This window comes from Tateyamaria sp. (assembly GCF_059783535.1).
In genome coordinates, this window is the sequence record NZ_JBYNDP010000068.1 from 1 (window position 1) to 22,106 (window position 22,106).

The 22,106-nt window shown below is 60.3% G+C and carries 28 protein-coding genes; 12 read left to right on the top strand and 16 right to left on the bottom strand.

Annotation, left to right across the window (positions count from 1 at the left end; all coding sequences use genetic code 11):
* The coding region (gene groEL, locus AC6RA8_RS13535; RefSeq protein WP_500353269.1) for a chaperonin GroEL at positions 1-812 on the top strand (812 nt) is incomplete at its 5' end.
* Positions 813-948: 136 nt separating this feature from the next.
* Here the strand turns inward: groEL and AC6RA8_RS13540 are convergent.
* The 4 genes from AC6RA8_RS13540 to AC6RA8_RS13555 form a co-directional block, all read right to left on the bottom strand.
* A complete protein-coding gene (locus AC6RA8_RS13540) occupies positions 949-1,584 on the bottom strand; it encodes a DUF1826 domain-containing protein (protein WP_500353270.1) in 636 nt (211 codons plus the stop codon).
* Positions 1,581-2,792: a GTP-binding protein gene (locus AC6RA8_RS13545; RefSeq protein WP_500353271.1), complete on the bottom strand. Its 1,212-nt coding sequence runs from the start codon at positions 2,790-2,792 to the stop codon at positions 1,581-1,583. The genes AC6RA8_RS13540 and AC6RA8_RS13545 overlap by 4 nt, the downstream gene beginning before the upstream one ends.
* A 231-nt stretch (positions 2,793-3,023) precedes the next feature.
* Complete coding sequence (locus AC6RA8_RS13550; RefSeq protein WP_500353272.1) at positions 3,024-3,458, bottom strand: MarR family winged helix-turn-helix transcriptional regulator; 435 nt, start codon at positions 3,456-3,458, stop codon at positions 3,024-3,026.
* Positions 3,458-3,751: a putative quinol monooxygenase gene (locus AC6RA8_RS13555; protein WP_500353273.1), complete on the bottom strand. Its 294-nt coding sequence runs from the start codon at positions 3,749-3,751 to the stop codon at positions 3,458-3,460. Before AC6RA8_RS13555 ends, AC6RA8_RS13550 begins: the two co-directional genes overlap by 1 nt.
* 162 nt (positions 3,752-3,913) lie before the next feature.
* Between AC6RA8_RS13555 and AC6RA8_RS13560 the strand changes: the two genes are divergently transcribed.
* Together AC6RA8_RS13560 and AC6RA8_RS13565 are read left to right on the top strand one after the other, a co-directional pair.
* Positions 3,914-4,459: an AAA family ATPase gene (locus AC6RA8_RS13560; RefSeq protein WP_500353274.1), complete on the top strand. Its 546-nt coding sequence runs from the start codon at positions 3,914-3,916 to the stop codon at positions 4,457-4,459.
* The gene (locus AC6RA8_RS13565) at positions 4,413-5,312 is read left to right on the top strand and encodes a DMT family transporter (protein WP_500353275.1); all 900 of its coding nucleotides are present in this window, start codon (positions 4,413-4,415) and stop codon (positions 5,310-5,312) included. Before AC6RA8_RS13560 ends, AC6RA8_RS13565 begins: the two co-directional genes overlap by 47 nt.
* Here the strand turns inward: AC6RA8_RS13565 and AC6RA8_RS13570 are convergent.
* On the bottom strand, positions 5,278-5,730 hold the full coding sequence (locus AC6RA8_RS13570) for an NUDIX domain-containing protein (RefSeq protein ID WP_299210253.1): 453 nt from the start codon (positions 5,728-5,730) through the stop codon (positions 5,278-5,280). The genes AC6RA8_RS13565 and AC6RA8_RS13570 overlap by 35 nt on opposite strands.
* Before the next feature lie 71 nt (positions 5,731-5,801).
* Here AC6RA8_RS13570 and AC6RA8_RS13575 point away from each other — a divergent pair, with 71 nt between their 5' ends.
* Both AC6RA8_RS13575 and AC6RA8_RS13580 read left to right on the top strand, forming a co-directional pair.
* A complete protein-coding gene (locus tag AC6RA8_RS13575; protein ID WP_500353276.1) occupies positions 5,802-6,572 on the top strand; it encodes an alpha/beta fold hydrolase in 771 nt (256 codons plus the stop codon).
* A complete protein-coding gene (locus AC6RA8_RS13580) occupies positions 6,556-7,704 on the top strand; it encodes an alpha-D-ribose 1-methylphosphonate 5-triphosphate diphosphatase (protein WP_500353277.1) in 1,149 nt (382 codons plus the stop codon). The genes AC6RA8_RS13575 and AC6RA8_RS13580 overlap by 17 nt, the downstream gene beginning before the upstream one ends.
* On the opposite strand, the gene AC6RA8_RS13585 is transcribed toward AC6RA8_RS13580, so the two are convergent.
* Both AC6RA8_RS13585 and purE read right to left on the bottom strand, forming a co-directional pair.
* Complete coding sequence (locus tag AC6RA8_RS13585; RefSeq protein ID WP_500353278.1) at positions 7,701-8,768, bottom strand: 5-(carboxyamino)imidazole ribonucleotide synthase; 1,068 nt, start codon at positions 8,766-8,768, stop codon at positions 7,701-7,703. The two genes, AC6RA8_RS13580 and AC6RA8_RS13585, sit on opposite strands and share 4 nt — an antisense overlap.
* Positions 8,761-9,255: a 5-(carboxyamino)imidazole ribonucleotide mutase gene (purE, locus tag AC6RA8_RS13590; RefSeq protein ID WP_500353279.1), complete on the bottom strand. Its 495-nt coding sequence runs from the start codon at positions 9,253-9,255 to the stop codon at positions 8,761-8,763. Before purE ends, AC6RA8_RS13585 begins: the two co-directional genes overlap by 8 nt.
* A 136-nt stretch (positions 9,256-9,391) precedes the next feature.
* Here purE and AC6RA8_RS13595 point away from each other — a divergent pair, with 136 nt between their 5' ends.
* Positions 9,392-9,751: a hypothetical protein gene (locus AC6RA8_RS13595; RefSeq protein WP_500353280.1), complete on the top strand. Its 360-nt coding sequence runs from the start codon at positions 9,392-9,394 to the stop codon at positions 9,749-9,751.
* A 3-nt stretch (positions 9,752-9,754) separates the two neighbouring features.
* Here the strand turns inward: AC6RA8_RS13595 and AC6RA8_RS13600 are convergent, their stop codons facing one another.
* Positions 9,755-9,979, bottom strand: coding sequence for a YdcH family protein (locus AC6RA8_RS13600; RefSeq protein ID WP_189369469.1), 225 nt, complete (start codon positions 9,977-9,979; stop codon positions 9,755-9,757).
* A gap of 156 nt (positions 9,980-10,135) precedes the next feature.
* On the opposite strand from AC6RA8_RS13600, the gene AC6RA8_RS13605 reads away from it, so the two are divergent.
* The gene (locus AC6RA8_RS13605) at positions 10,136-10,546 is read left to right on the top strand and encodes an Hsp20 family protein (protein ID WP_189369470.1); all 411 of its coding nucleotides are present in this window, start codon (positions 10,136-10,138) and stop codon (positions 10,544-10,546) included.
* 3 nt (positions 10,547-10,549) lie between these two features.
* Positions 10,550-10,774, top strand: coding sequence for a DUF1150 family protein (locus AC6RA8_RS13610; RefSeq protein ID WP_039684249.1), 225 nt, complete (start codon positions 10,550-10,552; stop codon positions 10,772-10,774).
* 187 nt (positions 10,775-10,961) lie between these two features.
* On the opposite strand, the gene AC6RA8_RS13615 is transcribed toward AC6RA8_RS13610, so the two are convergent.
* Entirely contained in the window at positions 10,962-11,159 is a 198-nt protein-coding gene (locus AC6RA8_RS13615) for a hypothetical protein (RefSeq protein ID WP_500353281.1), read from the bottom strand.
* Positions 11,160-11,273: 114 nt separating this feature from the next.
* A complete protein-coding gene (locus AC6RA8_RS13620; RefSeq protein ID WP_500353282.1) occupies positions 11,274-12,698 on the bottom strand; it encodes an MFS transporter in 1,425 nt (474 codons plus the stop codon).
* A 113-nt stretch (positions 12,699-12,811) separates the two neighbouring features.
* Here AC6RA8_RS13620 and AC6RA8_RS13625 point away from each other — a divergent pair, with 113 nt between their 5' ends.
* Both AC6RA8_RS13625 and AC6RA8_RS13630 read left to right on the top strand, forming a co-directional pair.
* Entirely contained in the window at positions 12,812-13,225 is a 414-nt protein-coding gene (locus AC6RA8_RS13625) for an RrF2 family transcriptional regulator (RefSeq protein WP_500353283.1), read from the top strand.
* Between the two features lie 117 nt (positions 13,226-13,342).
* On the top strand, positions 13,343-14,212 hold the full coding sequence (locus AC6RA8_RS13630) for a PhzF family phenazine biosynthesis protein (RefSeq protein ID WP_500353284.1): 870 nt from the start codon (positions 13,343-13,345) through the stop codon (positions 14,210-14,212).
* A 249-nt stretch (positions 14,213-14,461) separates the two neighbouring features.
* On the opposite strand, the gene AC6RA8_RS13635 is transcribed toward AC6RA8_RS13630, so the two are convergent.
* Together AC6RA8_RS13635 and AC6RA8_RS13640 are read right to left on the bottom strand one after the other, a co-directional pair.
* On the bottom strand, positions 14,462-16,537 hold the full coding sequence (locus AC6RA8_RS13635) for a bifunctional sulfate adenylyltransferase/adenylylsulfate kinase (RefSeq protein WP_500353285.1): 2,076 nt from the start codon (positions 16,535-16,537) through the stop codon (positions 14,462-14,464).
* A gap of 135 nt (positions 16,538-16,672) precedes the next feature.
* Positions 16,673-18,361: an adenylate/guanylate cyclase domain-containing protein gene (locus AC6RA8_RS13640; RefSeq protein WP_500353286.1), complete on the bottom strand. Its 1,689-nt coding sequence runs from the start codon at positions 18,359-18,361 to the stop codon at positions 16,673-16,675.
* 137 nt (positions 18,362-18,498) lie between these two features.
* On the opposite strand from AC6RA8_RS13640, the gene AC6RA8_RS13645 reads away from it, so the two are divergent.
* Positions 18,499-18,867: a YunG family protein gene (locus AC6RA8_RS13645; protein WP_500353287.1), complete on the top strand. Its 369-nt coding sequence runs from the start codon at positions 18,499-18,501 to the stop codon at positions 18,865-18,867.
* A gap of 9 nt (positions 18,868-18,876) precedes the next feature.
* Here AC6RA8_RS13645 and trxB read toward each other — a convergent pair whose 3' ends face one another.
* Positions 18,877-19,845 (bottom strand): thioredoxin-disulfide reductase, encoded by a 969-nt coding sequence (gene trxB, locus AC6RA8_RS13650; RefSeq protein ID WP_500353288.1) that lies wholly within the window; start codon positions 19,843-19,845, stop codon positions 18,877-18,879.
* A 188-nt stretch (positions 19,846-20,033) separates the two neighbouring features.
* Between trxB and AC6RA8_RS13655 the strand changes: the two genes are divergently transcribed.
* Positions 20,034-20,534, top strand: a complete 501-nt coding sequence (locus tag AC6RA8_RS13655) for an Lrp/AsnC family transcriptional regulator (RefSeq protein WP_189369478.1) — start codon at positions 20,034-20,036, stop codon at positions 20,532-20,534.
* 18 nt (positions 20,535-20,552) lie between these two features.
* Here AC6RA8_RS13655 and AC6RA8_RS13660 read toward each other — a convergent pair whose 3' ends face one another.
* The 3 genes from AC6RA8_RS13660 to AC6RA8_RS13670 form a co-directional block, all read right to left on the bottom strand.
* Positions 20,553-21,242: a Hint domain-containing protein gene (locus AC6RA8_RS13660; RefSeq protein WP_500353289.1), complete on the bottom strand. Its 690-nt coding sequence runs from the start codon at positions 21,240-21,242 to the stop codon at positions 20,553-20,555.
* A gap of 284 nt (positions 21,243-21,526) precedes the next feature.
* A complete protein-coding gene (locus AC6RA8_RS13665; protein ID WP_500353290.1) occupies positions 21,527-21,667 on the bottom strand; it encodes a hypothetical protein in 141 nt (46 codons plus the stop codon).
* Positions 21,668-21,902: 235 nt separating this feature from the next.
* The coding region (locus AC6RA8_RS13670) for a laccase domain-containing protein (RefSeq protein WP_500353291.1) at positions 21,903-22,106 on the bottom strand (204 nt) is incomplete at its 5' end.

A 22,106-nucleotide genomic window follows, 5' to 3' on the forward strand; every position in this document is an offset into this window, starting at 1 on the left:
CACCTGGTTTCGGCGACCGCCGCAAAGCCATGCTGCAGGACATCGCGATCCTGACCGGTGGCCAGGTGATCTCCGAAGATCTGGGCATGAAGCTCGAGAACGTGACCATGGACATGCTGGGCACCGCCAAGCGCGTTCAGATCACCAAGGACGAGACCACCGTGATCGACGGCAACGGCGAGAAGGCGGAAATCGAAGCCCGCGTCACGCAAATCCGTCAGCAGATCGAAGAAACCACGTCCGACTACGACCGTGAGAAGCTGCAAGAGCGCGTTGCCAAACTGGCAGGCGGTGTTGCCGTGATCCGCGTCGGCGGCATGACCGAAGTCGAAGTGAAAGAGCGTAAAGACCGCGTCGATGACGCCCTGAACGCGACACGCGCTGCTGTGCAAGAAGGTGTTGTTGTGGGCGGCGGTGTTGCGCTGGTTCAGGCGGCCAAGTCGCTCGACGGCCTGACCGGTGAGAACAACGACCAGAACGTCGGTATCTCGATCGTGCGCAAAGCCATCGAATCGCCGCTGCGTCAGATCGCTGAAAACGCTGGTGTCGACGGTGCCGTTGTGGCTGGCAAGATCCGCGAAAGCGACGACGTGACCTTTGGCTTCAACGCTCAAACCGAAGAATATGGTGACATGTTCAACTTCGGTGTGATCGACCCCGCCAAAGTGGTCCGCACAGCTCTGCAAGACGCGGCTTCGGTTGCATCGCTCCTGATCACCACCGAAGCGATGGTGGCGGACAAGCCTGCCAAAGAAGGCGCCGGCGGCGCGCCCGCAATGCCCGACATGGGCGGCATGGGCGGCATGATGTAATCAGGCTTTCTGCTCTGCAGAAGCTTTGTACCGCTGAAATTGAGAGAGGCCGTCCAACAGGGCGGCCTCTTTTTTTGTGGTATTTGTTCGGCCCTCTGTGCAAGCAGTCAGGTGCTTGGTTGCCGGCGGTTTCGGATTATGTCTCCTCGTCCGGGTCAGAGATGGGATCCAGCACAAGGACAAGACGGGTTTCGCCAGTGCCCTCGATCGGGGGCGAGCGATGCAAAAGGCCGGACGGCGGCTGCTCTGGCCAAATTGTGCCGCGCAACAGGATCGGTGCACCCGTTGGGACAGTGAACACGTGTTCTGGTACGTTCCCATGGGGCGACACGCCGTATTGTGTGCCGGTGCCGCGATAGGTGCAGACCAATCGCGCTGTTACGGCGTCGATGTGGAACCTCCGGCAGGCATTGGTTGTGACAATGTCCAAACGCAGCCGCAGGAAAGCGGCAGACATCAGGTCCGCAAACGTGTCGGAAAGCAGATTGATATCGGCCTGAAGCCAGTCCCGCTCGGGTCCAGATGGCAAACCGGACAGATCGAACATGTTGCCGAGCGTCTCAGCCACGGCGCTGGTTGGTATCAATAGGCGACCGTGCGGCAGAACATCCGGGTCAAGTGCGTCCAACCAGCTTTGGACATCCGGTGGGGATTGCCGCCGCCATATCGCGGCCGCACATCCCGGTTTCAGGAACGCGTCAAGCGGTGCCGGATCGTCGGCAACCGCCACACCTATGGCGGCGTCTCTGAGGACCTCTCGCACCAGATTCATGCCGCATCCTCCACCCGTTTCCAAATCGGAAAGGGGTCAGGGTAGTCCGGTAAGTCATCCGGTCCGCCGGCTGCAACGGCGGGAACCAGACACGCATCCAATCGCGCCTTCAATGCTGGCCAATCGATACCTGCGCCAATGAAAACGATCTCTTGGCGGCGGTCCCCCCATGGTTCCTGCCAATGCGCCTGCATATAGGCGCGGGCGCTTTCATGGGTCGGGCGTTGGTCTTCGGGCACTGAGGCCCACCAGGTGCCTAGCGGTTGGACGCTAGACAGCGCACCGGCCAGCGAAAACTCGGCCACCCAATTGGGTCGGGTTGATATCCAGAAATGCCCCTTGGCCCGGATCACGCCCGGCAGATCACCGTTCAGAACGTCAAGAATACGCTCCGGGACAAAGGGAAGCCGCGCCCGATAGACATAAGACGCCACGCCATATTCTTCCGTCTCCGGCACATGGTCGGCAAATCCATACAGCTCCTTGGCCCACATGGGGTGTTCGTGCGCCTTCTCGAAATCGAAGCGACCTGTGTCGAGGATTTTCCCAGCATCGACCACAGACTGATTGGTTTCGATGATCTCCGCGTCTGCGTTGAGGCTCCGGATGATCTTGCGTGCGGCATCGACCTTTTCTGACCCCGCGTCAGCGACCTTGTTCAGAATGACCACGTCCGCAAATTCGATCTGGTCGGTCAGAAGGTGGACAAGCGTGCGTTCATCTTCCTCTCCCATGGTCTCGCCGCGGTCGCGCAGGAAGTCGTGTGATGAAAAGTCGTTCAACAGGTTCACCGCATCGACAACCGTCACCATCGTGTCCAGTCGCGCAACATCCGAGAGGCTGTCACCAGCCTCATCCCTGAAGTCGAACGTTGCAGCCACCGGCAATGGCTCGGAAATGCCGGTGGATTCGATCAACAGGTAGTCGAAACGTCCTTCGGCAGCCAGGCGACGCACTTCGTCCAAGAGATCGTCACGCAAAGTGCAACAGATGCAGCCATTCGACATCTCGACCAGAGTTTCATTTGTCCGGCTCAATTCCGTGTCCGCGCGCACCAGATCGGCGTCGATGTTTACCTCGGACATGTCATTCACAATTACTGCGACCCGGCGACCGTCGCGATTGTTAAGGACACGGTTCAGCAGCGTGGTTTTTCCTGCTCCGAGAAAACCCGAAAGGACTGTAACCGGAAGACGAGTATCTGACATGCATCACTCCTTTGCCTGACATGCAAGTTACGTAACTTATTAAGTTGCGAATTTAATGCAACAGCAATAGTTACGTTTTGCCTCAGCGAAGACTACTTTGAGCGGGCGACGCGACTGCCCGCCGGTTGCGCTTCAGGTTGAAAGGGGCAGCATCGCCCCGGCAAGATGTCCGAGTGTATACCTGCAACGGTTTGACCACATCGACTGGTGGACCGGCACGCCCTCAACTGGTCATACGTCCGACGTGTGCAAAAGCGCATAGTAGCCGGGCAGGACACCGGCAAAAACCTCGTGCCCCTTTTCTGTGAGGCTCAGCTGCTTTTGGCGCTGGTCGGCGGGTTGCTTGGCGGCGAGGGCAATCAGCCCTTTGTCCATCAGGCTTCCAATCGCTTTGCTCAGCACCGGTTTTGACACGTCCAGCCGCTTGGCGATCTCGGCTGCGGACAGGTTGTCGCGATCAGGTTCCCGGACGATCATCATCAACGACAGAAACTGCGTTTGCGACAATCCATGGTCACGTAAAAAAGCCTCAATGTCTCGCAGCAAGACGCTGGCCGCGCGCAAGCGTTGCAAGACGTCGCGCACCTGGTCGGGTGTTACGCCATCCACCTCTGCCATCACGCCGTCGATCATCTCGCGGCTGGGCAGCTCCTTTAGAAAGAACATCAGGCGTACCGGCGCATCCGCACAATCTCGACCGGGGCGGCCAGCCACTTCTCGTAGTCGGCAAAGACTGTTTTGACGTAGTCCATGTCATAATGCGCATCGAGGGCTGCGTCGTCCGCCCAATGCTCCACAAGGTGTATCGCACCGGTGTCTTCAGCGCCCACGTTCAACTCAAACCGATGACATCCCGGCTCGGCGCGCGTGGCCGCCAGAATACCTTTGATTGCTGCAAGGGCATCTGATTTGTGCTCGGGTTTTGGACGAATAGTGGCAAACAGGCTGAGTTCGGTCATCGTAGACTCCTCATATAGTTAGTATATTAACTATATGGCGGTATGGTGAACAAAGACAAGAGGTCTCGACGCTAAGGGCAGGACGTGTTCCGATTGCCAGTGACGCTCTCACGCTCGCACGACCCGTTGCACCTGTCTGCACTTTGGGTCACGGTCCGACACATGCAGCGTGTAATGATCATCGGACAGCCCGGATCCGGCAAATCGACCCTGGCGCGGCATCTGGGGGACAAGACGTTTCTCCCCGTCATCCATATCGATCACATCCACTGGAAATCCGGATGGGTTGAGCGTGACAGGGCCGAGAAGACGCAGATGACCCTCGACGCCATTGAACGGCCCAAGTGGATCTTCGAGGGCGGACACTCCGTGACGTGGCCCGAGCGGCTGGCTCGGGCCGATACGTTGATCTGGCTCGACCTGCCGTTCGGACGGCGAATGCGCCGCGTGCTATGGCGGTCCCTGCGCTATCTCGGTCAAAGCCGGCCGGACCTGCCCGAAGGCTGCCCGGAACAGTTGGATTGGGAATTCCTGTCCTTCATCTGGCGGACGCGCATCAGCGCCCGCGAAAAGGCACGCGTGCTCTATGAAAACGCACCTCGGGAGAAGACCAGATATCACTTCACGTGCCCCGCCCAGGTCCACAACTTTCTGTCAGACCTTGAAACGGCTCTTGCCATTGGCAACCTCGGCATTCCACACCGCTGATACCATGCGCCTGATCCTTTTGACCTGCCTCACCATGATCGCCTTTGCCGCCAATTCGGTGCTGAACCGTATGGCGGTGGACAGCGGTGCCATCGACCCATCCAGCTTTGCGATGGTCCGCGTTTTTGCCGGGGCGATTGCCCTTTGCATGATCCTGACGGTGCGGGGTGGGGGGCTGCCGATTATGCAACGCGGGCGGCTTGTCGGCGCCACCAGCCTCGCGGCTTACATGATCGGATTCTCGCTGGCGTACGTGACCCTGGACGCGGGCCTTGGCGCACTGATCCTGTTCGGCACCGTACAGGTCAGCATGTTCGGCTGGTCGGCCATACGTGGCGCGCGGCCCACGACGCGTCAGGTGACAGGGGCAAGCATTGCTTTTGCCGGGTTGCTGATTGCCCTCTGGCCCACGGACGGCACGGGCGGAGATTTCGCCGGTGCCCTCTTGATGGTCATCGCTGGACTTGGCTGGGCCGCGTACACCCTTGCGGGCAAAGGGGCAAAGGACCCGCTGCCCGCCACCGCAGCCAACTTTGTCGTTGCCATGCCACTCCTGGCGGTGTTGTTGCTTGGCTCGGGACTGCATGCGGCGCCATCGGGCATTGCGCTCGCCATCTTGTCGGGGGCTGTGACGTCGGGGCTTGGCTATGCCTTATGGTACGCGGTCCTGCCACAGCTTCAGGGTCAGACAGCGGCGGTGGTGCAGCTGAGTGTACCGATCATCGCAATCGCGGGCGGTGCCTTGCTTTTGGGCGAATCCCTGTCGCTCACGCTTGCGCTGTCTGCGGCGCTGGTCATTGGCGGTATCGCCACGGCAGTTACCGCATCAAAGGCTCAATCGGGTCGTAGCTGACACCAGCACCACCAAAGGCAACGGCCCCAAGGCTGTCAGGCTTGTGCGGCACCTGCGACAGTTCTTCTGCCGTCAACCAACGCCGCTCCGTCACGACCGCCTCGGCATCGTGCCACACCTCCGGGCGCAGCGTCCCCGGCACAATGGTGCAGCGAAAGAACACCTCGACCTGATGAAACTGGCTGGGCGGATCATGGTATTCGTTGACCAGACAAGGCGCGCCAACCTCGACTGTCAGCCCTGTTTCTTCATGCACCTCACGCGCCAGGTTGTCGGGCAGACTGCTGCCCACCTCAACCCCGCCTCCGGGAGCGCACATCAACGCGCTTTTGGCCGTGTGCCATGCGTTGACCATCAACAGGCGTTCGTCCTCGACGATCACAGCGCGGACGGCAATGCGGGGGGATTTCGGGCGCATGGGCAAAACCTTTCCAAGGGCGACGACGCGTTATCATTCCATAAGCGGGCGCATGGGGCTATCTCAAGAGTATGAGATGGATTGCCGCCCTTGTTCTGGTTCTGATGGCCGCAAGTGCCCGCGCGGATTGCGTTGTGTTGCTGCACGGGCTTGCCCGGACAGAAACGTCGCTGCTGGTGATGGAACAGGCGCTGCTCACCGACGGATACCGGGTGGTGCGCCCGGGCTATCCGTCGACCAATGAAACGGTCGAGACTCTGGCACGGGATGTTGTGCCCAAAGCCATCGAAACCTGTGGCAACGACACCGTGCACTTCGTCACGCATTCGATGGGTGGTATTCTCGTGCGCTATTGGTTCGCAAACCACTTCGTGCCCCCCAATCTTGGACGTGTCGTAATGCTGGCCCCACCCAACAGGGGCAGCGAAGTGGTGGATGAGCTGGGAGATCTAGAGGCGTTTGGCTGGTTCAACGGCCCCGCGGGTCGGCAACTGGGCACAGGTGAGGACAGCCTTCCGCGCAGTTTGCCCGCCGTCACGTACCCGGTGGGCATCATCGCTGGCGAGCAATCCCTCAATCCGTATTTCTCGTCACTCTTGCCGGGGCGGGATGATGGAAAGGTGTCGGTGGTGGCCACCCCGGTGGCGGGTATGGCCGATCACATCGTGCTGCCTGTCACCCACACCTTCATGATGAACAACCCAAATGTCATCGCGCAGGTACTGACCTTCCTTGACAACGGCGTCTTTGACCGCGAACTGCGCTGGATTGATGCCGTGCTGGAACAGTTGGGATGTCCGGACGGAGATTGCCTGCAAGGACGCGATGATGCTGAAAATTGATCTGGTTGGCGGTGCGGTTCTGCAGCCCTCCGGACTGGAAACCGCCCGCCTGTCGATGGCCGATGGCGTTGTGGTCGATGCGCCTACGGGCCGGTCGGTCGATCTGAGGGGTTACCGCATCCTGCCCGGCATCATCGACGTGCATGGCGACGGGTTCGAACGGCACATGGCCCCACGTCGCGGCGCGATGAAGCAGATGAACGAAGGGATCGTGGCCGCCGAGGCCGAGATCGCGGCCAACGGCATCACCACCGCCGTCTTGGCCCAGTTCATCAGTTGGGAAGGCGGGTTGCGCAGCCTCGACTTTGCCGAGCAGGTCTTCAACGCCATGATCGCCACACGCGGCGACGTGGTGACGGATCTGCGCCCGCAACTGCGCTTCGAAACCCATATGCTCGACCTCTATGCGGAGCTGCCGCAACGCATTGCAGACTGGCAGGTGGGCTATGTCGTGTTCAACGATCATCTGCCGCATGACCGACTGGCCGAGGGACGCAAACCGCCGCGCCTGACGGGGCAAGCGCTCAAGGCCGGACGGAACCCGGATGTCCACTTCCAGATGCTGCTGGACCTGCATGCGCGCGGCGACGAGGTGCCCAAGGCACTTGATACACTATGTGCGCAGCTTCGGCAGCAAGGCATCCAAATCGGCAGTCACGATGACCATACCAGTGATCAGCGCACCACGTGGCGCACCCGTGGGGCCACAGTCGCCGAGTTCCCCGAAACAGCTGAGGCGGCGGAGGCCGCGCATACCGCGGGCGACCTCGTCGTTCTGGGATCACCCAATGTCGTGCGGGGCGGATCGCACAAGGGCAATGCCTCCGCGCTTGATCTGATCACCATGGAGGTCTGCGACGCAATCGCGTCTGACTACCACTACCCGTCGCCGCGCCGCGCCGCGCTGATGCTGGCCAAAAGTGGGGTGATGGATTTGGCCGGGGCCTGGGCGCTTGTGTCATCTGGCCCGGCAAAGGTGCTGGGGCTCACGGATCGCGGGACGCTTTCACCAAGCAAGCGGGCGGATATCGTGATCCTCGATGAAACAGACCGCGTGGCCGCCACGCTGTCGGGTGGGCGGGTGAGCTACATGTCTGGCGACATCGCGCAACGCTTCGTGGCAGCGGCCTAGCCGACCACCCGGTTCACATGGCCCATCTTGCGGCCCGGACGGGCCTCTGCCTTGCCATAGAGATGCACGGCGGTGCCTGCCTCGGCGGCCAGTGCCGGAACCCGATCCACATCATCCCCGATCAGGTTTTCCATGACGACATCTGAATGACGCTGCCCATCTCCCAGCGGCCAGCCCGCAATTGCGCGGATGTGCTGCTCAAATTGATCCACAACGCACCCGTTCTGGGTCCAGTGACCTGAGTTGTGCACACGCGGCGCAATCTCGTTCACGATCAGACCCTGAGCAGTGACAAACAACTCAACGCCCAGCACGCCTACATAATCCAGTGCATTCAGGATGTTGGCAGCCAGCAAGACCGCGTCGGTGCGTTGGCTGACACTCAGGCGGGCAGGAACGGTGGTGGTGTGCAGGATACCATCCTTGTGCACGTTTTCGCCGGGATCGAAGCAGGCCACAGCCCCGTCCAGCCCACGGGCCGCGATGACGGACACCTCGTGGCTGAATTCGACAAAGCCTTCCAGGATCGCAGGCGCCTCGTTCATCTCGGCGAGTGCGGCCTCTGCACTCGCTGCATCCATGATACGGGCCTGCCCCTTGCCATCATAACCAAAGCGACGGGTTTTCAGGATCGCCGGTGTGCCGATATCGGCAATCGCCTTGGTCAGCGCGTCCACATTGGGAATGTCGGCGTAGGGAGCAGTCTTCAGCCCCAGACCGGTCAGAAAGTCCTTTTCCACCAAACGATCCTGGCTCACCCGCAGCGCTTCGCGGCCCGGGCGGATCGGCACGTGGTCCTCAAGGGCGTCCAGCGTCAGTGTGGGTATGTTCTCGAACTCGTAGGTGACTGCATCAACCGTTGTGGCAAAGGCGTAAAGGGCGTCGTTGTCCTCGTAGGGGGCCGTTGTCACCATATGGGCGACATCACCCGCTGGTGGTTGGACAGACGGGTCAAAGATATGCGTGCGAAAGCCCAATCGGCTTGCAGCAACGGACAGCATACGGCCCAATTGGCCACCGCCCAGAATGCCAATGGTCGATCCCGGCGCCAGTGGCTCAGTCATCACTCGGCACCTCTGGGATGGATGCGGACAGGGCGTCGCGCCACGCCTCCAACCGCTCGGCCAAGGCCACATCCGACACGGCCAGAATACCCGCGGCCATCAGCCCTGCATTGGCCGCACCGGCGGCACCGATTGCCATGGTCGCCACCGGAAAACCGCGCGGCATCTGCAGGATGGAATACAGGCTATCAACCCCGCTCAGCGCCTTGGTCTGGACCGGGACACCAATCACAGGCACGCGGGTCTTTGACGCCATCATGCCGGGCAGATGCGCCGCACCGCCAGCGCCCGCAATGATCACCTTCAATCCCCGGTCCACAGCCGTCTTGCCGTAATCCCAAAGCCGATCCGGTGTCCGGTGGGCGGACACGATGCGTGCCTCATACGGCACCTCCAGCGCATCCAGCATCTCGGCAGCTTCACGCATGGTGGGCCAGTCCGACTGGCTGCCCATGATGATGCCAACGGGGGGAGGGGTGTCTGTCATCTCTATTCGCCCTGCGGTCAGAAAGCGCGCACTATAGCCAGATCGCGGCGCGGGGCAATGGCGGCGCGGCGGGTTTCATTTGACATGATGCTGCACTGCGGCGACGCTCGATGTATTGAGATCAGGAGATTGCAAAATGATGACCCCATTTGACGTCTGGGCGCCAATGTTCCGGGCCCCGTTTTCCAGCGATGTGACACAGGAAATCGTGCCGCGCATATTGTCCCCGGACATTGCGGGCAGTGCCGAGATTGAGGCCAAGATCCAGACAGACGTGGCCAGCTACGGCACGCAACTGGGCAAGGTTCTCGAAGCACTGCAAACCCTCGCGGCAGCCACCAAGACGGACCTGCCCGAAATCGACAAACTTGTGACCCAGATCGAAGACCTGAAGGATCAAAGCAGGGACACGATCCGAGCGGATGCCGAACGCGCTCTGGCACGGCTCAAGTCGGTGGACGAGGACGGCTGGCGCAGCCTCACGCGCGGCGACTAGGGATCAGGCGATGATATCGGGGGTCAAGCGATCCTCGATGATCGCGATCTTATCCTTCAGCATCAGCTTTTTCTTCTTCAGGCGCTGTATGGTCAGTTGGTCGCCAGTGGCCTTTTCCTGCAAGGCATGAATGGCCTCGTCCAGATCACGATGCTCGCGCTTGAACACTTCCAGTTCAACGCGCAATACCTCGTCGGTCTTCATCGAGATATCAGAAGGGGCATTCATGACGCGATTCCAAGCAATTGCAGAGGCTTTAATATAATCACAACCCTGCGATACGCCTAGACCTTGTTCCCAACAAGGTTTCTGCCCATATTTATACCATCCGCTGCCGCATCAGGGGCGGATACAGACTGTCGCTTGACCAAAAGGACGTGTCGCATGACGAAGATGACCCTTGCCTCGTACCCACACATGCTGGGATTCGAGCAACTTGAACGGCTGCTGGAACGCACAGCCAAAAGCTCTGAAGGCTACCCGCCGTTCAATATCGAACAGACATCTGACTATTCCTATCGCATCACGCTGGCCGTGGCCGGTTTTGCGGAAAATGATCTCTCGATCACGGTGGAAGATCGCCAGCTGGTGATCCGGGGACGGCAAGCAGAAGACACCGAAGAACGGGTTTTTCTGCACCGTGGTATTGCCGCACGTCAGTTCCAGCGCAGTTTTGTCCTCGCTGACGGCGTTGAAGTGGGCGAAGCCATCATGGAAAACGGCCTGCTTCACGTGGACCTCACCCGGTCCAAACCGGAAACAATCGTCCAGACGATCAACATCAGGAAAGGATAAGTCATGAACACGCCTTATGATTTGAACGCCGATGTGGGCCGGATGGTCTATGTAAAGGCCATTGACGTCGATGCGTTGCCACAAGAGGTACAGGATCAGGCCGAAGGGCTGGATCAGCTCTTTGCCGTGCACGATGCCGAAGGGCAGCAGCTGGCGCTTGTTGCCGACCGCAAGCTAGCGTTTGCGCTGGCGCGTCAGCACGACTACGCACCCCAACCATTGCATTGATGACAAAGCCGCTCTGGCCACTGCCAATAGCCAACGGCACGCCGTCCTGCTCCGTATTGCGCGGACTTCACTTTGGTGACCAGACAACCCACCTGTGATCGCTGGGAAGGCCAGCGATCAAATCGCCGTGCAATCAATTGCATTGCATCCGTCAACCGCAGGCTAACTGTAACGCATTGGTCCCCTGTTAAGGGGACGTCTTGGACAACAGTTCAATAAGACACTTGCGCATGACCTCGCGCCCATTCTCGCCGAGCACGTCCGCGATCTCGTTTTCTATTCCGCGGATCTGACTCGCTGCTATCGTGCGCCACCGCTGCCCCTTGTCGATGATCGACACAATCTTGTCCCGTTTACTGCCGTGAAGCGGGTCAACGGACAGCATTTTCTGTGCCACACGACGATCGACAGACTGCTTCCCGGCCGAGCGTTCCCTTCCCAACCCGTGCTAGAGCATCGGGGGTCGCCAGAAACACCTGGAGAGTGGCTGGGTGTTGGCTCAACCTGTCACCGCAAGTCGTTGAAAACGCGCTCCAAGACCGCACAGGGCCGTGGCCGCTGCAAAGACAATCGCTGGAAACAAAAGTGCCATCGCGGCAGCCTCAGCTGTCGTGGCCTGCGGGTTTCCAAGGTACAGACCACCAACGATGGCGATACTAAGGGTGATACCGATCTGCTGCCCGGTTTGAATGACGCCGGACGCTGCGCCGGCAAACTCCTTTGGCGCAAGCGCCAGCGTGTTCGACATGAGAGAAACATTGCTCAGCCCCATACCAAACCCGATCATCGATAGGGGCAACAGCAGGGACCAGACCCTGATGCCGTCGCCAAAGGTCCAGAAGGCCAGGATGACCATAACAACACCGCCGCCGGTCAAGGCCGATCCAAGGCAGGGCAGCGTCCACCGGTTTGCCGGTGCGATGCGCCCGGCAACGGCTGCTCCCATGGCGGCGAATAATGGATGCGCGACCAATGCAACAGCGACCGCCCCAGGCGACAATTGCGGGCCCGCCTGCAAGGCCAGGGCCAAAAGGAACGGAACCCCCGTGATGCCGCAAAAGACCAAGAGGATCATCGCAGCTCCTTGCAGAAAGGGGCGGGACAGTAACAACGCACCGGGCAACAACGGCTCGACATCGCGACGCATGTGATACAGTTGGTTGCGCGCCACATAGGCCAGGACCAGCAAGCTGAGCGGCGGCATGGCCATGATCCAGATGGGCCACCCAAACGCCCGGCCTTGCACGGCGGCATAAACCAATCCCGTGACGGCTAGCGCGACCAGTGCACCGTTCCGGACGTCAAGCTTCTTCAAAGCCCCGGTGGCGTCACGGGCCCCAAACACAGCGACGACAGCAGCTGACAGAATGCAGGGTGGTAGTGCCGCAAGGAAAACCATGCGCCAGCCCAGATCAAAGGGATCGATGGTCAGGATCAGACCACCGACAATCGGTCCTGTGATTGCCCCCAGCGCGCTTACCAAGCCGAAATACCCAACCGCGCGCCGCCTTTGCGCTGGTGGCAAGATCACCTGGGTCAGGGCGAGGACCTGCGGCATCATGGTCGCCGCGCCAATACCTTGACAGGTGCGGGCAACGATCAGGGTTGCGATGTGCTGCGCGGTGCCAGCCACAAGCCCGCCGACGGCAAATGCAAGAATGCCGATCAGAAAAAGGCGGCGGCGCCCCAAGACGTCGCCAAACCGTCCCAATGGCAAAAGCAACGCGGCAAATGGCACCAGATAGGCCAGCAAGATCCACTGGGATTGCGTACCCGTCGCACCAAGGTCCCGCGCAATGTGCGGCACGGCGAGGTTCACCACCGTTACGTCCAGCAAGGACACAAAGGCTGCAAGCAAAAGGGCCCAAACGGCGATCCATTGGATCCTTGTCGCAGACGGGGATGCGGTGCGAGGCATTGACATGACGGCAGTCCACCTGTGAGTGATTCATGTGACTTTTAGTGTCACATGAATGAGTGAGTCAATCTCTCGTGATAACAATTGTCACAAGACGCGAGGCCGGATATGTGTGCGTCATGAGAACAGACAACCGGCTCCCACGGGTGCTGCACATACTGCTGCATCTCGACGAGATTGATGAGCCAGTGACATCCGAACGCATGGGCGAGATGTTCGGATTGGATGCGTCACTGGTGCGACGCACGATGGGCGGACTGCGCCAGCACGGCCTTGTGACATCGACCAAGGGACACGGCGGTGGCTGGCACCTGCAACGCCCGCTGACTGACATCAGTCTGATGGATGTCTACATCGCGCTTGGCTCACCCAGTGTTTTTGCCATCGGCGCACCAGAGCCTTCCTCGCCCTGTCTGCTGGAACATGCCGCAAGCGATGCGACAAGGGCCGCAATGGGCGCGGCCAGGCAGGTGTTCGAAAATGAACTCAGCCGCGTTTCCGTTTCCGACCTTGCCCGGAACGCCCGGATTTGACTCGCTTAACACCCGTCTAGCAGGGCCCGCAGCAACCACGCCTTCGACTTGACCTTGTGTCCAAGCAATGCGCTGTTCGGGCCGTGACAGCGCGGCGCAATGTGAAAGGGGCAGAGCATGAGTTTTGATGTCGATTGGGTGGACGCATTCACCGATCAGGCCTTTGGTGGCAATGGCTGTGCCGTGGTACATGGCGGCGCTGGGCTGGACGACGCGACGTGCATGGCCTTTGTGCGCGAAACCTCTCTGGTGGAATGCACCTTCACGGGCGCGTCCGACGTGGCCGACATTCGCGTCCGCTATTTCCTGGCCAGCCGTGAAATCCCATTTGCCGGTCACCCAACGGTGGCCACGGTCGCGGCGTTGCGCCACCGCGATCTGATCACGGATGGTTCCCTGACCCTCGAAACTGACGCCGGGATCATCCCGGTCGAGGTGGACGGTATGTCCGTTCGCATGACGCAAGTGGCCCCCACATACGGTGTGCGCCCCGATCCTGTTTTGGTCGCAGCCGTTGGTGGTTTGCCCGAGGATGCAATTGTCCATCCCCCGCGTGTTGTCTCGATCGGATTGCCCTTCACGATCACTCTGCTCAAGGACCGTGCCACGCTGGAACAGGCCCGCTTCGACATGGATGCTTTCCAGACCTATCTCGATGCGCTGGGCGTGCATGGCACAGATGTGATGGAGCCGTTCTGGTGCACACTCGACGGCGCGACCGAGGCCGGTGACACCTTTGCCCGCCTGCTCATGGCACCACCCAGCCCGCCTGAAGACCCCTTTACAGGTTCCGCCACAGGGGCCATGGCGGCCTATCTCTGGTCCGAGGGATTGATCAAAGAGCCTAGCTTCACAGCGGAACAGGGGCACGGTCTGGGCCGTCCCGGACAGGCACGGGTGGTCGTACAAGGGGCCCGTGACGCCATCACCGGGGTGGTCGTGGAAGGGCAGGCGCATATCCTGATGAGCGGCCGCCTGCACCTCTAGCGCGCCCCGGTAAGGCGCATCCTGATGCGCCGCCCGCCTTCATCGGGCAGTGTGCCATTTGCATGGTTAACATCTGGCAATCGCACCGCGCGCCGCGCAAGCACCTGATTTTCCTGACGGAACACAGAATACTAAACATGGCCTGATGGCATCGCACAGGCTGTCCCCGCGGGGACAAAACGACAAAGGCGCACCAGATAGGTGCGCCTTACGACTTTCTAGTAAGGCGGAGGTGTCCTCCGCCCCGCCTTATTGAGCCGCGATCAGCCCCATGCTTTCCAGCTTCAGGATGACCTGGTGGGCGCAGTTGTCCACCTCCACATTCTCGGTCTCGACGCTCAGTTCAGGATTTGCCGGCACGTCATAGGGGTCAGAGATGCCGGTGAATTCCTTGATCTTGCCTTCACGCGCCAGCTTGTACAGACCCTTGCGGTCGCGGCGTTCGCATTCCTCGATTGAGGTGGCAACGTGCACTTCGACAAAGGCACCAAACTGCTCGATATCCTCGCGCACGGCCCGGCGGGTCGTCGCGTAGGGGGCAATGGGCGCACAGATCGCGATACCGCCGTTCTTGGTGATCTCGGACGCGACATAGCCGATGCGGCGGATGTTGAGGTCGCGGTGCTCTTTCGAAAAGCCCAGTTCCGAGGACAGGTTTTTCCGTACGATGTCGCCATCCAGCAGCGTCACGGGACGGCCACCCATCTCCATCAGCTTGACCATCAGGGCGTTTGCAATGGTCGACTTGCCCGAGCCGGAAAAGCCGGTGAAGAACACGGTAAAGCCCTGCTGCGAGCGTGGCGGCTTGGTGCGACGCAGTTCCCTGACAACTTCCGGAAAGCTGAACCACTCGGGGATCTCAAGGCCTTCGGACAGACGGCGGCGCAGCTCGGTGCCCGAGATGTTCAGGATGGTGACATTGTCCTTGTCGGCAATCTCGTCATTGGGTTCATACTGGGCGCGCTCCTGCACATAGACCATGTGTTTGAAGTCGACCATTTCGATGCCCATCTCCTCCTGATGATCGCGGAACAGGTCCTGCGCGTCATAGGGGCCATAGAAATCCTCACCGGCCGAGTTCTTGCCGGGGCCTGCGTGATCGCGACCGACGATGAAGTGGGTGCAGCCGTGGTTCTTGCGGATCAGGCCGTGCCAGACTGCTTCACGCGGGCCCGCCATACGCATGGCCAGGTTCAGCAGGGACATGGACGTGGTCGATGCCGGGTACTTGTCCAGCACCGCCTCGTAGCAGCGCACGCGGGTGAAATGGTCCACGTCGCCCGGCTTGGTCAGACCCACAACGGGGTGGATCAGCAGGTTGGCCTGGGCCTCACGGGCGGCGCGGAAGGTCAGCTCCTGATGCGCGCGGTGCAACGGATTGCGAGTCTGGAAAGCCACAACCTTGCGCCAACCCATCTTGCGGAAATAGGCGCGCAGCTCGTTTGGCGTGTCGCGGCGACCGCGGAAATCATAGTGCACGGGCTGTTGGATGCCGGTGATCGGACCGCCAAGATAGATCTCGCCCGCGGTGTTGTGCAGGTAGTTCACGGCCGGATGGGCGCTGTCATCGGCGCCAAAGACTTTCTCGGCCTCGTGGCTCTTATTGGGGGTCCAGCGGTCGGTCACCGTCATGGTGGCGAGGATCACGCCTTCCTGATCGCGCAAGGCGATGTCCTGACCGATTTCCAGACCGTCTGCGAATTTCTCGTTTACATCCAACGTGATAGGGATGGGCCACAGCGCTCCGTCCGTGGTGCGCATGGTGTCCACAACGCTGTTGTAGTCCGCCTCGGACAAAAACCCTTTGAGCGGGTTGAACCCGCCATTCATCAACAGTTCAAGATCGCAGATCTGGCGCGGCGTCAGATCCCAGCTGACAAGCTCAGCCGCATCCATCTTCAGCTTTTGCGCGCTGTCATATGAAACATACAGCTCGGGGATCGGAGCAAGGTTATTTTCCATCAATTTGGTCCTGTGTTTCAGGGGGTTTAACCCGGACGTGGTGCCGGTCAGTTCAGCAAAAAGTGCGTCGTATTCCGCGAACTTGCGGGCAAGGAATTGATCGGTGAGCCTGTTCTTTTCGGCGGCTCCCCGCGTTGTGAGCGCATAGGAAAAGCGCTGCCGCTTGTCCGGGCCATCCATGTCGTTCACCTGAACAAAGCCCGCATCGGTGGCCCGCCGCAAAAGCGTGTTGAGGCGTCCAAGGGACACGCCAATCTCTTGCGCCATAGTGCGTTGCGTGACACCAGAGGCTTGGTCCAGCTGCCGCAACAGGCGGAACAACTGGTCGTCGCTTTCCGGTGTTGATTTGGGTGCGGCTGACATCACATGCATTCGGTTGCGTTCACGCGTGAACACATTTCACAAAAAGTTTGTTCACGAAAGAACAAACTTTGACAATGCGCGGATTTCCGCAGTTGTGGTAAATGCGTAACGGCCCTGTGAGCGGCGTCAAGCGTGTCAGGCAGGCGCGGCAACCCACAGCGCAAGGGCGCCGATATCTGTTGCATTGGACAGGGGGACCGCCTCCAGCGGGGCCTCGCGCCCGCGCAGAGACAAGGACACCACCACATCCTCAGGCGCGTCCAGACCTGCGGCGTGCAGCGTATCCATCGACACAAGCACTTGTGCGCCGCGGGCCTTTGTTTCGCTTTCCAGACGTGACGCAATGTTCACCGTGTCTCCGATCAGCGTGCGGGGGGCGTGCCCTGCGGCGCCGATTTCACCCAACACGACGTTGCCCAGATGCACGCCAATCCCGATGGCCACCGGCGCACTGCCTTCGCTGTCCAGTCGTTCATTGAAGTCTGCAAGGGCTTTGCCGATACCCTCAACCGCTTGAATGGCCGAGCGGGCGGATATCTCGGCCGTCGCGGTTTCGAACACCGCCATCAGCCCATCGCCCATATACTTGTCCACTGTCCCGCCAGCGGCATTTATGGGGGGCACAATCTCGTCAAAAAAGCGGTTCAGCAAATGCACGACGTCATAGGGCAATTGCCCATCCGTCCGGGCCGTGAACCCGCGCATGTCCAGAAACAGAACGGCCAGCTGCGCCTCTTTGCCTTGGCTGGCATGGGCGCGCCCGCGTTTGCCATCGCGGTCAAAGACGCGGAACACCCGAACCGAGCTTGTGGGACGCACCTGGCAGGCCAGCCGCGCATTGGGTGGCGCGTTCACGGCGATCAGGCTGCGTTGTTCTGCCTCTGACGGGGGAGGCAGGTCTTCCAGCCCTTCCTCGACAATCACACGGCAGGTCGTGCATCGACCCCGTCCACCACACAAAGCCGTATGGGTGACGCCGCTGCTGCGGGAGGTTTCAAGAATGGTCTGACCGCGTGGTGCCCGCACACTGGGCCCGTCCACGTAATGGATGCGGATGGGGCGGGCGATGGCCGCGAGCGCGCGGCGCGCCAGAAAAGCCGCGGTCGCAAGGCCCAGAATGGCCCAGACCGCCAGCGTCATTCTGTTGGAAGCGTTGGCGAGGGCCGCGAACCCCTCTGCGTCGGGCCAGTTCCATGCCGCATGCGCCACCTCTTCTGCGCGTGGATTGCTGAGCAATCCGTCGATCGTGCGGGCAAAGGTGACGTATCCGACCAGGGCCAGCGTCGGCAAAGTGACTGCGATGCCGATCAGCCAAGGGATGGCCCGTTGCCACCAGGATGTCAGGCGCAGCCACATGTGCAGGCCGATCACGCCATGGCTCCACGCCACGATCAAAAGCACGGCTTGCGCCCAGCCGTCTGTCGTGTCCCACAGTAGCCGGGTAATGTATCCGAACATTGTTGTGACGCCGAGCATCTCGTGCGCGGCGCGTGTGTAGATCAGGTGATCCACCAACATGATGGGGATCAAGAGGCCCAGTACGATCTGCACCCATTCGCTCAGCGGCATTCGCAATGTGCGCGCTGCGACCACCTTGCCCAGCGACAGGAACATATGTGCGAGAAAGGCCGATATGATGATGACCGTGCCCACAGCCGACCGGGTCACCCAAAGGCGTGCGGCCTGAAACGTGTCAAAGGCCGTGGGTGAAATCAGGATCGTTGCGAGGTTCAGGATGTGCAAGGTCAGATAGAGCATCAGGATCAGGCCACTGAAGATCCTGATCCGTGTTGCCAAACTGCCGCGCCAGATCGCGTGCGCCATGACTGCCCTTTATGTCTCTCGTTTGATGCAAGGTGACCGGGGTGGTGTCTGTGGTCAAGGCGTTGCGCAGTGGTTGCGTTGCGCACCCGGGCTGCCGCGCTAGGATGCATGTGCAGCAGAATGGATGCAGGCAACAGATGATTTTTGATGAACATGCGGTGCGCACTGCTCTCCACAAGGCCTGGTCCTTGCAAACAGCCGTGCAATGGAAGGCACACAATCCGGCGTTGGGACAATGCAATGTCACAGCTGCGGTGATTTACGATATGTTTGGTGGAGACGTGCTGCGCACGCGGCTGCCAGGGGTTTGGCACTACTACAACCGAATCCGTGGCGAGCGGTATGATCTTACTGACAGCCAGTTCATAGCACCGGGGGCCCTATTTGCGGCCCCCGACGCTTATGCAGATGAACTGTCTTCTGTGAGTGCCGCAATGACCGGAATCCCGCAGCGGGAATACCATGCATTGAAGCAGGCCTTGGAGAAGGCGCTGGATACGCCTTAGTGTATTTGTTTACTCAGCCGCCAGTTCCTCGGCACTGTTTTCGGTTTCTGCGATGAAGCGTTCGGCCTCAAGCGCGGCCTGACAACCCATGCCAGCAGAGGTGATCGCCTGGCGGTATTGCCAGTCGGTAATGTCGCCCGCGGCGAACACACCCGGGATCGAGGTTTCGGTGCTGTCGGGCTTGGTGACAACGTAGCCGCCCATATGGGTTTCCAGCACGTCCTTAACCAACTCGTTGGCAGGGGCATGGCCGATGGCGACAAAGACGCCCTTGGCGGGGATGTCGGTGATCTCGCCCGTTTGCACGTTCTTGACCTTCACGCCCTCGACCCCCAGCGGGCTGTCGGTGCCATAGACCTCTTCCAGCTGGTGGAACCACAGCGGTTCGATCTTGGGGTTCTTGAACAGGCGGTCCTGCAGAATCTTTTCGGCCCGCAGCTCGTCCCGGCGGTGGACCAACGTGACCTTGGAGGCGAAGTTGGTCAGGAACAGCGCTTCTTCGACGGCCGTGTTGCCACCGCCGATCACGACGATCTCCTGCCCGCGATAGAAGAACCCGTCACAGGTGGCACAGGCCGAGACGCCAAAGCCTTTGAATTTTTCCTCGGACGGCAGACCCAGCCATTTGGCGCGGGCGCCGGTGGCGAGGATGACGCTGTCCGCCACGTATTCGGTGCCGCTGTCGGATTGGGCGACGAAGGGGCGTTTGGACCAGTCGACGGACGTGATGATGTCGCCGATGACCTCGGTGCCCATCGCCTTGGCGTGTTCCTGCATGCGGATCATCAGGTCGGGGCCCTGAACCTCGGTATCCCCGGGCCAGTTCTCGACCTCGGTGGTGGTGGTCAACTGGCCGCCGGGCTCGATCCCTTGCACAAGGATCGGGTTCAGCATGGCGCGGCTGGCATAGACCCCTGCCGTGTATCCCGCAGGACCCGAGCCGATAATCAGAACCTTGGTGCGCTTCGTCTCAGCCATTTTGACCCCCGTCTGGTGTTTGAAAGCCTGTCTGATATAGACGCCGGACGCACAGGATTGAACCCAGGAAATGGGCAGCCGGGTTGCAGCTGACGCAACGCGCCATTTCGGAAAATTGCGCAATCGTGAAACATTATTGCGCGTCCCTGCGGGCGTGTTATAACAACCGCAAAATCACGGGGGCTTTGATGGCGAGCACGCGACTCGATCCGATTGACCGGAAAATTCTGGCAGAACTGCAGGCCGATGGTCGCATGACCAATGTCGAACTTGCGAAACGAGTCGGTATCTCTGCGCCGCCCTGCCTGCGCCGTGTGCGTACGCTTGAGGAAAGCGGCTACATCCGTGGCTACCATGCGGATGTGGACAGCCACGAGCTGGGGTTCGAGGTGCAGGTCTTTGCCAATGTGGGGCTGGCCAGCCAGGCCGAGGCCGATCTGAGCGCCTTTGAAGACAAGTGCCGTGCGTGGCCGCTGGTTCGCGAATGCCACATGTTGAATGGCGAGGTCGACTTTATCCTGAAATGCGTGGCCCCCGACCTGTCCAGCTTTCAAAGCTTTCTGACGGGCGAGTTGTTGACGACGCCGAACGTAGCCTCGGTCAAGACGTCGCTGGTGATCCGGCAGGCCAAGGATTCTCCCGGCGTGCCGTTCGATGTGTTGGAAGAGCGGTTGGCGAAATCAGCCTGAGCGCCCCAACCTTTGCGGTCAACTGCTGACGCTGTCCCGTTCCGGGGCACGCGGATGGGCCAGTGGCCCAAAATCCGTCACGCGTGAGATGTGGGGGAACATCGACAGGAACAGGTCGCGTTGCGCATGCGTCACCTGCCGCGTGGCGTTCATACCCGGATGGAAGGTTTCGGCTGCGATTCCTCCGACATCCACAGCCGCGTGGCGCGTCAGGCAGATGTGGAACAGGCGAATGGGGGTCGGTGGAACGACTTCGATGACATTGACGTTGTCCACGAACTTCGACGCAGGCGTCAGCAGGGGTTCGCCACCGGTTGTGCCGCGCAGATGCGCTGGTGTTTGCAGCAGTCGCGCGCCGGGACCCACGGTCAGGAATGAACTTGGGCGCTGCTGACCAAAGCTGTCCGCCATGACCCGGATCAGCGGAATGCGGCGCCCCATATCCGATGGCACAAAAGTTGACGACCCGATCCAAATGACCTGCGCCGGATCACCGGATGAGGTGTTCAGCCAATCACCCGGCTGCAAATCCTCGATCGCAATACCGCCGTTGGGGCTGGACAACACCACACCACGCGCAAAGGCCGAGAAGGCGGATTCAAACAGCGGCAGGGCCGGGGCCTTGAACGTGCCGATGCTGCGCGACCCGTCGGCGCGCAGTGCCGCAACCTCGAATGTGCGGAGTGGAGTATGGTCAGGCCGAGCCATGGGCGTCGCAAATAGTTCTTCAATTGCGCGCGGGGCGCGCAGGGCAGCAGGGGACGTCATATATAAAAAGTAACCTCGTAGTACCAGTCACATCCGTATCGGCCCCCACCGACGACGACAGACGGAACGCGTCCTTGTGTCAAGTTTATGAGGTTTAATTCTTAAAATTGCCGCAAATTGTCAAAGAATCGGGGATATAAACCAAGAACGGCGCACCAATGGCGCGCCGCTCAAGACATTGTTCACACGAAACGGGGCAGCTCTGCCACAATTCGATTCGCCTCTCAGGCAGACTTGCGCATCTCCGATGCGGCCTTGCGCTTGGCGACAAAAGCCGCGCGACGTTTGCCCCGCGCCCACGGCATTTGTGGTGCATCTTGCTTGGCGGCGTCGGTCACCGATTTGATGAAGCGTGCGTTTGTCATGGTCTGTCCTCTGCTCAATGCTCTGGGTCTGTTGCCCGTTGAGAAACAGAATGGCGGTGCAATCGGGCATGTTTGGGGCCAATGGAAACAATTCTCAGAAAATTTCAAAGACCCGGATGCGCAATTGTGGCGGGTCTGGAACGCCTGTGTTTGTTGCCTGATTGACGCTTGATTGGTCCCGATCTGGAAACAATGGGACAGCAGGGTGGCAAGGTCCGCCCGATTTGTGCCCCAATCACAGAACGATGGTGGAAATCAGACGCCCGTAATCGGGGTCCTTTTCATGTACGGACCGTCGATAGGAATAGAACCGGTCAGGATCGAAATAGGTGCAATGCCGGGTCCATTCTGCCGATGCGATACCTGCCGCGCGCAGGCGCATCAGCCCGTATCCCGGAAGGTCGAAATGCATCCGATCCCCGTCGCCGCCCGCGAAAAA

Coding starts and splice junctions, on each gene's coding strand:
- AC6RA8_RS13540 (WP_500353270.1), bottom strand. CDS start 1,584: ATGAATCTGGTGCGAGAGGTCCTCAGAGACGCCGCCATAGGTGTGGCG.
- AC6RA8_RS13545 (WP_500353271.1), bottom strand. CDS start 2,792: ATGTCAGATACTCGTCTTCCGGTTACAGTCCTTTCGGGTTTTCTCGGA.
- AC6RA8_RS13550 (WP_500353272.1), bottom strand. CDS start 3,458: ATGTTCTTTCTAAAGGAGCTGCCCAGCCGCGAGATGATCGACGGCGTG.
- AC6RA8_RS13555 (WP_500353273.1), bottom strand. CDS start 3,751: ATGACCGAACTCAGCCTGTTTGCCACTATTCGTCCAAAACCCGAGCAC.
- AC6RA8_RS13560 (WP_500353274.1), top strand. CDS start 3,914: ATGCAGCGTGTAATGATCATCGGACAGCCCGGATCCGGCAAATCGACC.
- AC6RA8_RS13570 (WP_299210253.1), bottom strand. CDS start 5,730: ATGCGCCCGAAATCCCCCCGCATTGCCGTCCGCGCTGTGATCGTCGAG.
- AC6RA8_RS13575 (WP_500353276.1), top strand. CDS start 5,802: ATGAGATGGATTGCCGCCCTTGTTCTGGTTCTGATGGCCGCAAGTGCC.
- AC6RA8_RS13580 (WP_500353277.1), top strand. CDS start 6,556: ATGATGCTGAAAATTGATCTGGTTGGCGGTGCGGTTCTGCAGCCCTCC.
- AC6RA8_RS13585 (WP_500353278.1), bottom strand. CDS start 8,768: ATGACTGAGCCACTGGCGCCGGGATCGACCATTGGCATTCTGGGCGGT.
- purE (WP_500353279.1), bottom strand. CDS start 9,255: ATGACAGACACCCCTCCCCCCGTTGGCATCATCATGGGCAGCCAGTCG.
- AC6RA8_RS13595 (WP_500353280.1), top strand. CDS start 9,392: ATGATGACCCCATTTGACGTCTGGGCGCCAATGTTCCGGGCCCCGTTT.
- AC6RA8_RS13600 (WP_189369469.1), bottom strand. CDS start 9,979: ATGAATGCCCCTTCTGATATCTCGATGAAGACCGACGAGGTATTGCGC.
- AC6RA8_RS13605 (WP_189369470.1), top strand. CDS start 10,136: ATGACGAAGATGACCCTTGCCTCGTACCCACACATGCTGGGATTCGAG.
- AC6RA8_RS13610 (WP_039684249.1), top strand. CDS start 10,550: ATGAACACGCCTTATGATTTGAACGCCGATGTGGGCCGGATGGTCTAT.
- AC6RA8_RS13615 (WP_500353281.1), bottom strand. CDS start 11,159: ATGCTGTCCGTTGACCCGCTTCACGGCAGTAAACGGGACAAGATTGTG.
- AC6RA8_RS13620 (WP_500353282.1), bottom strand. CDS start 12,698: ATGTCAATGCCTCGCACCGCATCCCCGTCTGCGACAAGGATCCAATGG.
- AC6RA8_RS13625 (WP_500353283.1), top strand. CDS start 12,812: ATGAGAACAGACAACCGGCTCCCACGGGTGCTGCACATACTGCTGCAT.
- AC6RA8_RS13630 (WP_500353284.1), top strand. CDS start 13,343: ATGAGTTTTGATGTCGATTGGGTGGACGCATTCACCGATCAGGCCTTT.
- AC6RA8_RS13635 (WP_500353285.1), bottom strand. CDS start 16,537: ATGTCAGCCGCACCCAAATCAACACCGGAAAGCGACGACCAGTTGTTC.
- AC6RA8_RS13640 (WP_500353286.1), bottom strand. CDS start 18,361: ATGGCGCACGCGATCTGGCGCGGCAGTTTGGCAACACGGATCAGGATC.
- AC6RA8_RS13645 (WP_500353287.1), top strand. CDS start 18,499: ATGATTTTTGATGAACATGCGGTGCGCACTGCTCTCCACAAGGCCTGG.
- trxB (WP_500353288.1), bottom strand. CDS start 19,845: ATGGCTGAGACGAAGCGCACCAAGGTTCTGATTATCGGCTCGGGTCCT.
- AC6RA8_RS13655 (WP_189369478.1), top strand. CDS start 20,034: ATGGCGAGCACGCGACTCGATCCGATTGACCGGAAAATTCTGGCAGAA.
- AC6RA8_RS13660 (WP_500353289.1), bottom strand. CDS start 21,242: ATGGCTCGGCCTGACCATACTCCACTCCGCACATTCGAGGTTGCGGCA.
- AC6RA8_RS13665 (WP_500353290.1), bottom strand. CDS start 21,667: ATGACAAACGCACGCTTCATCAAATCGGTGACCGACGCCGCCAAGCAA.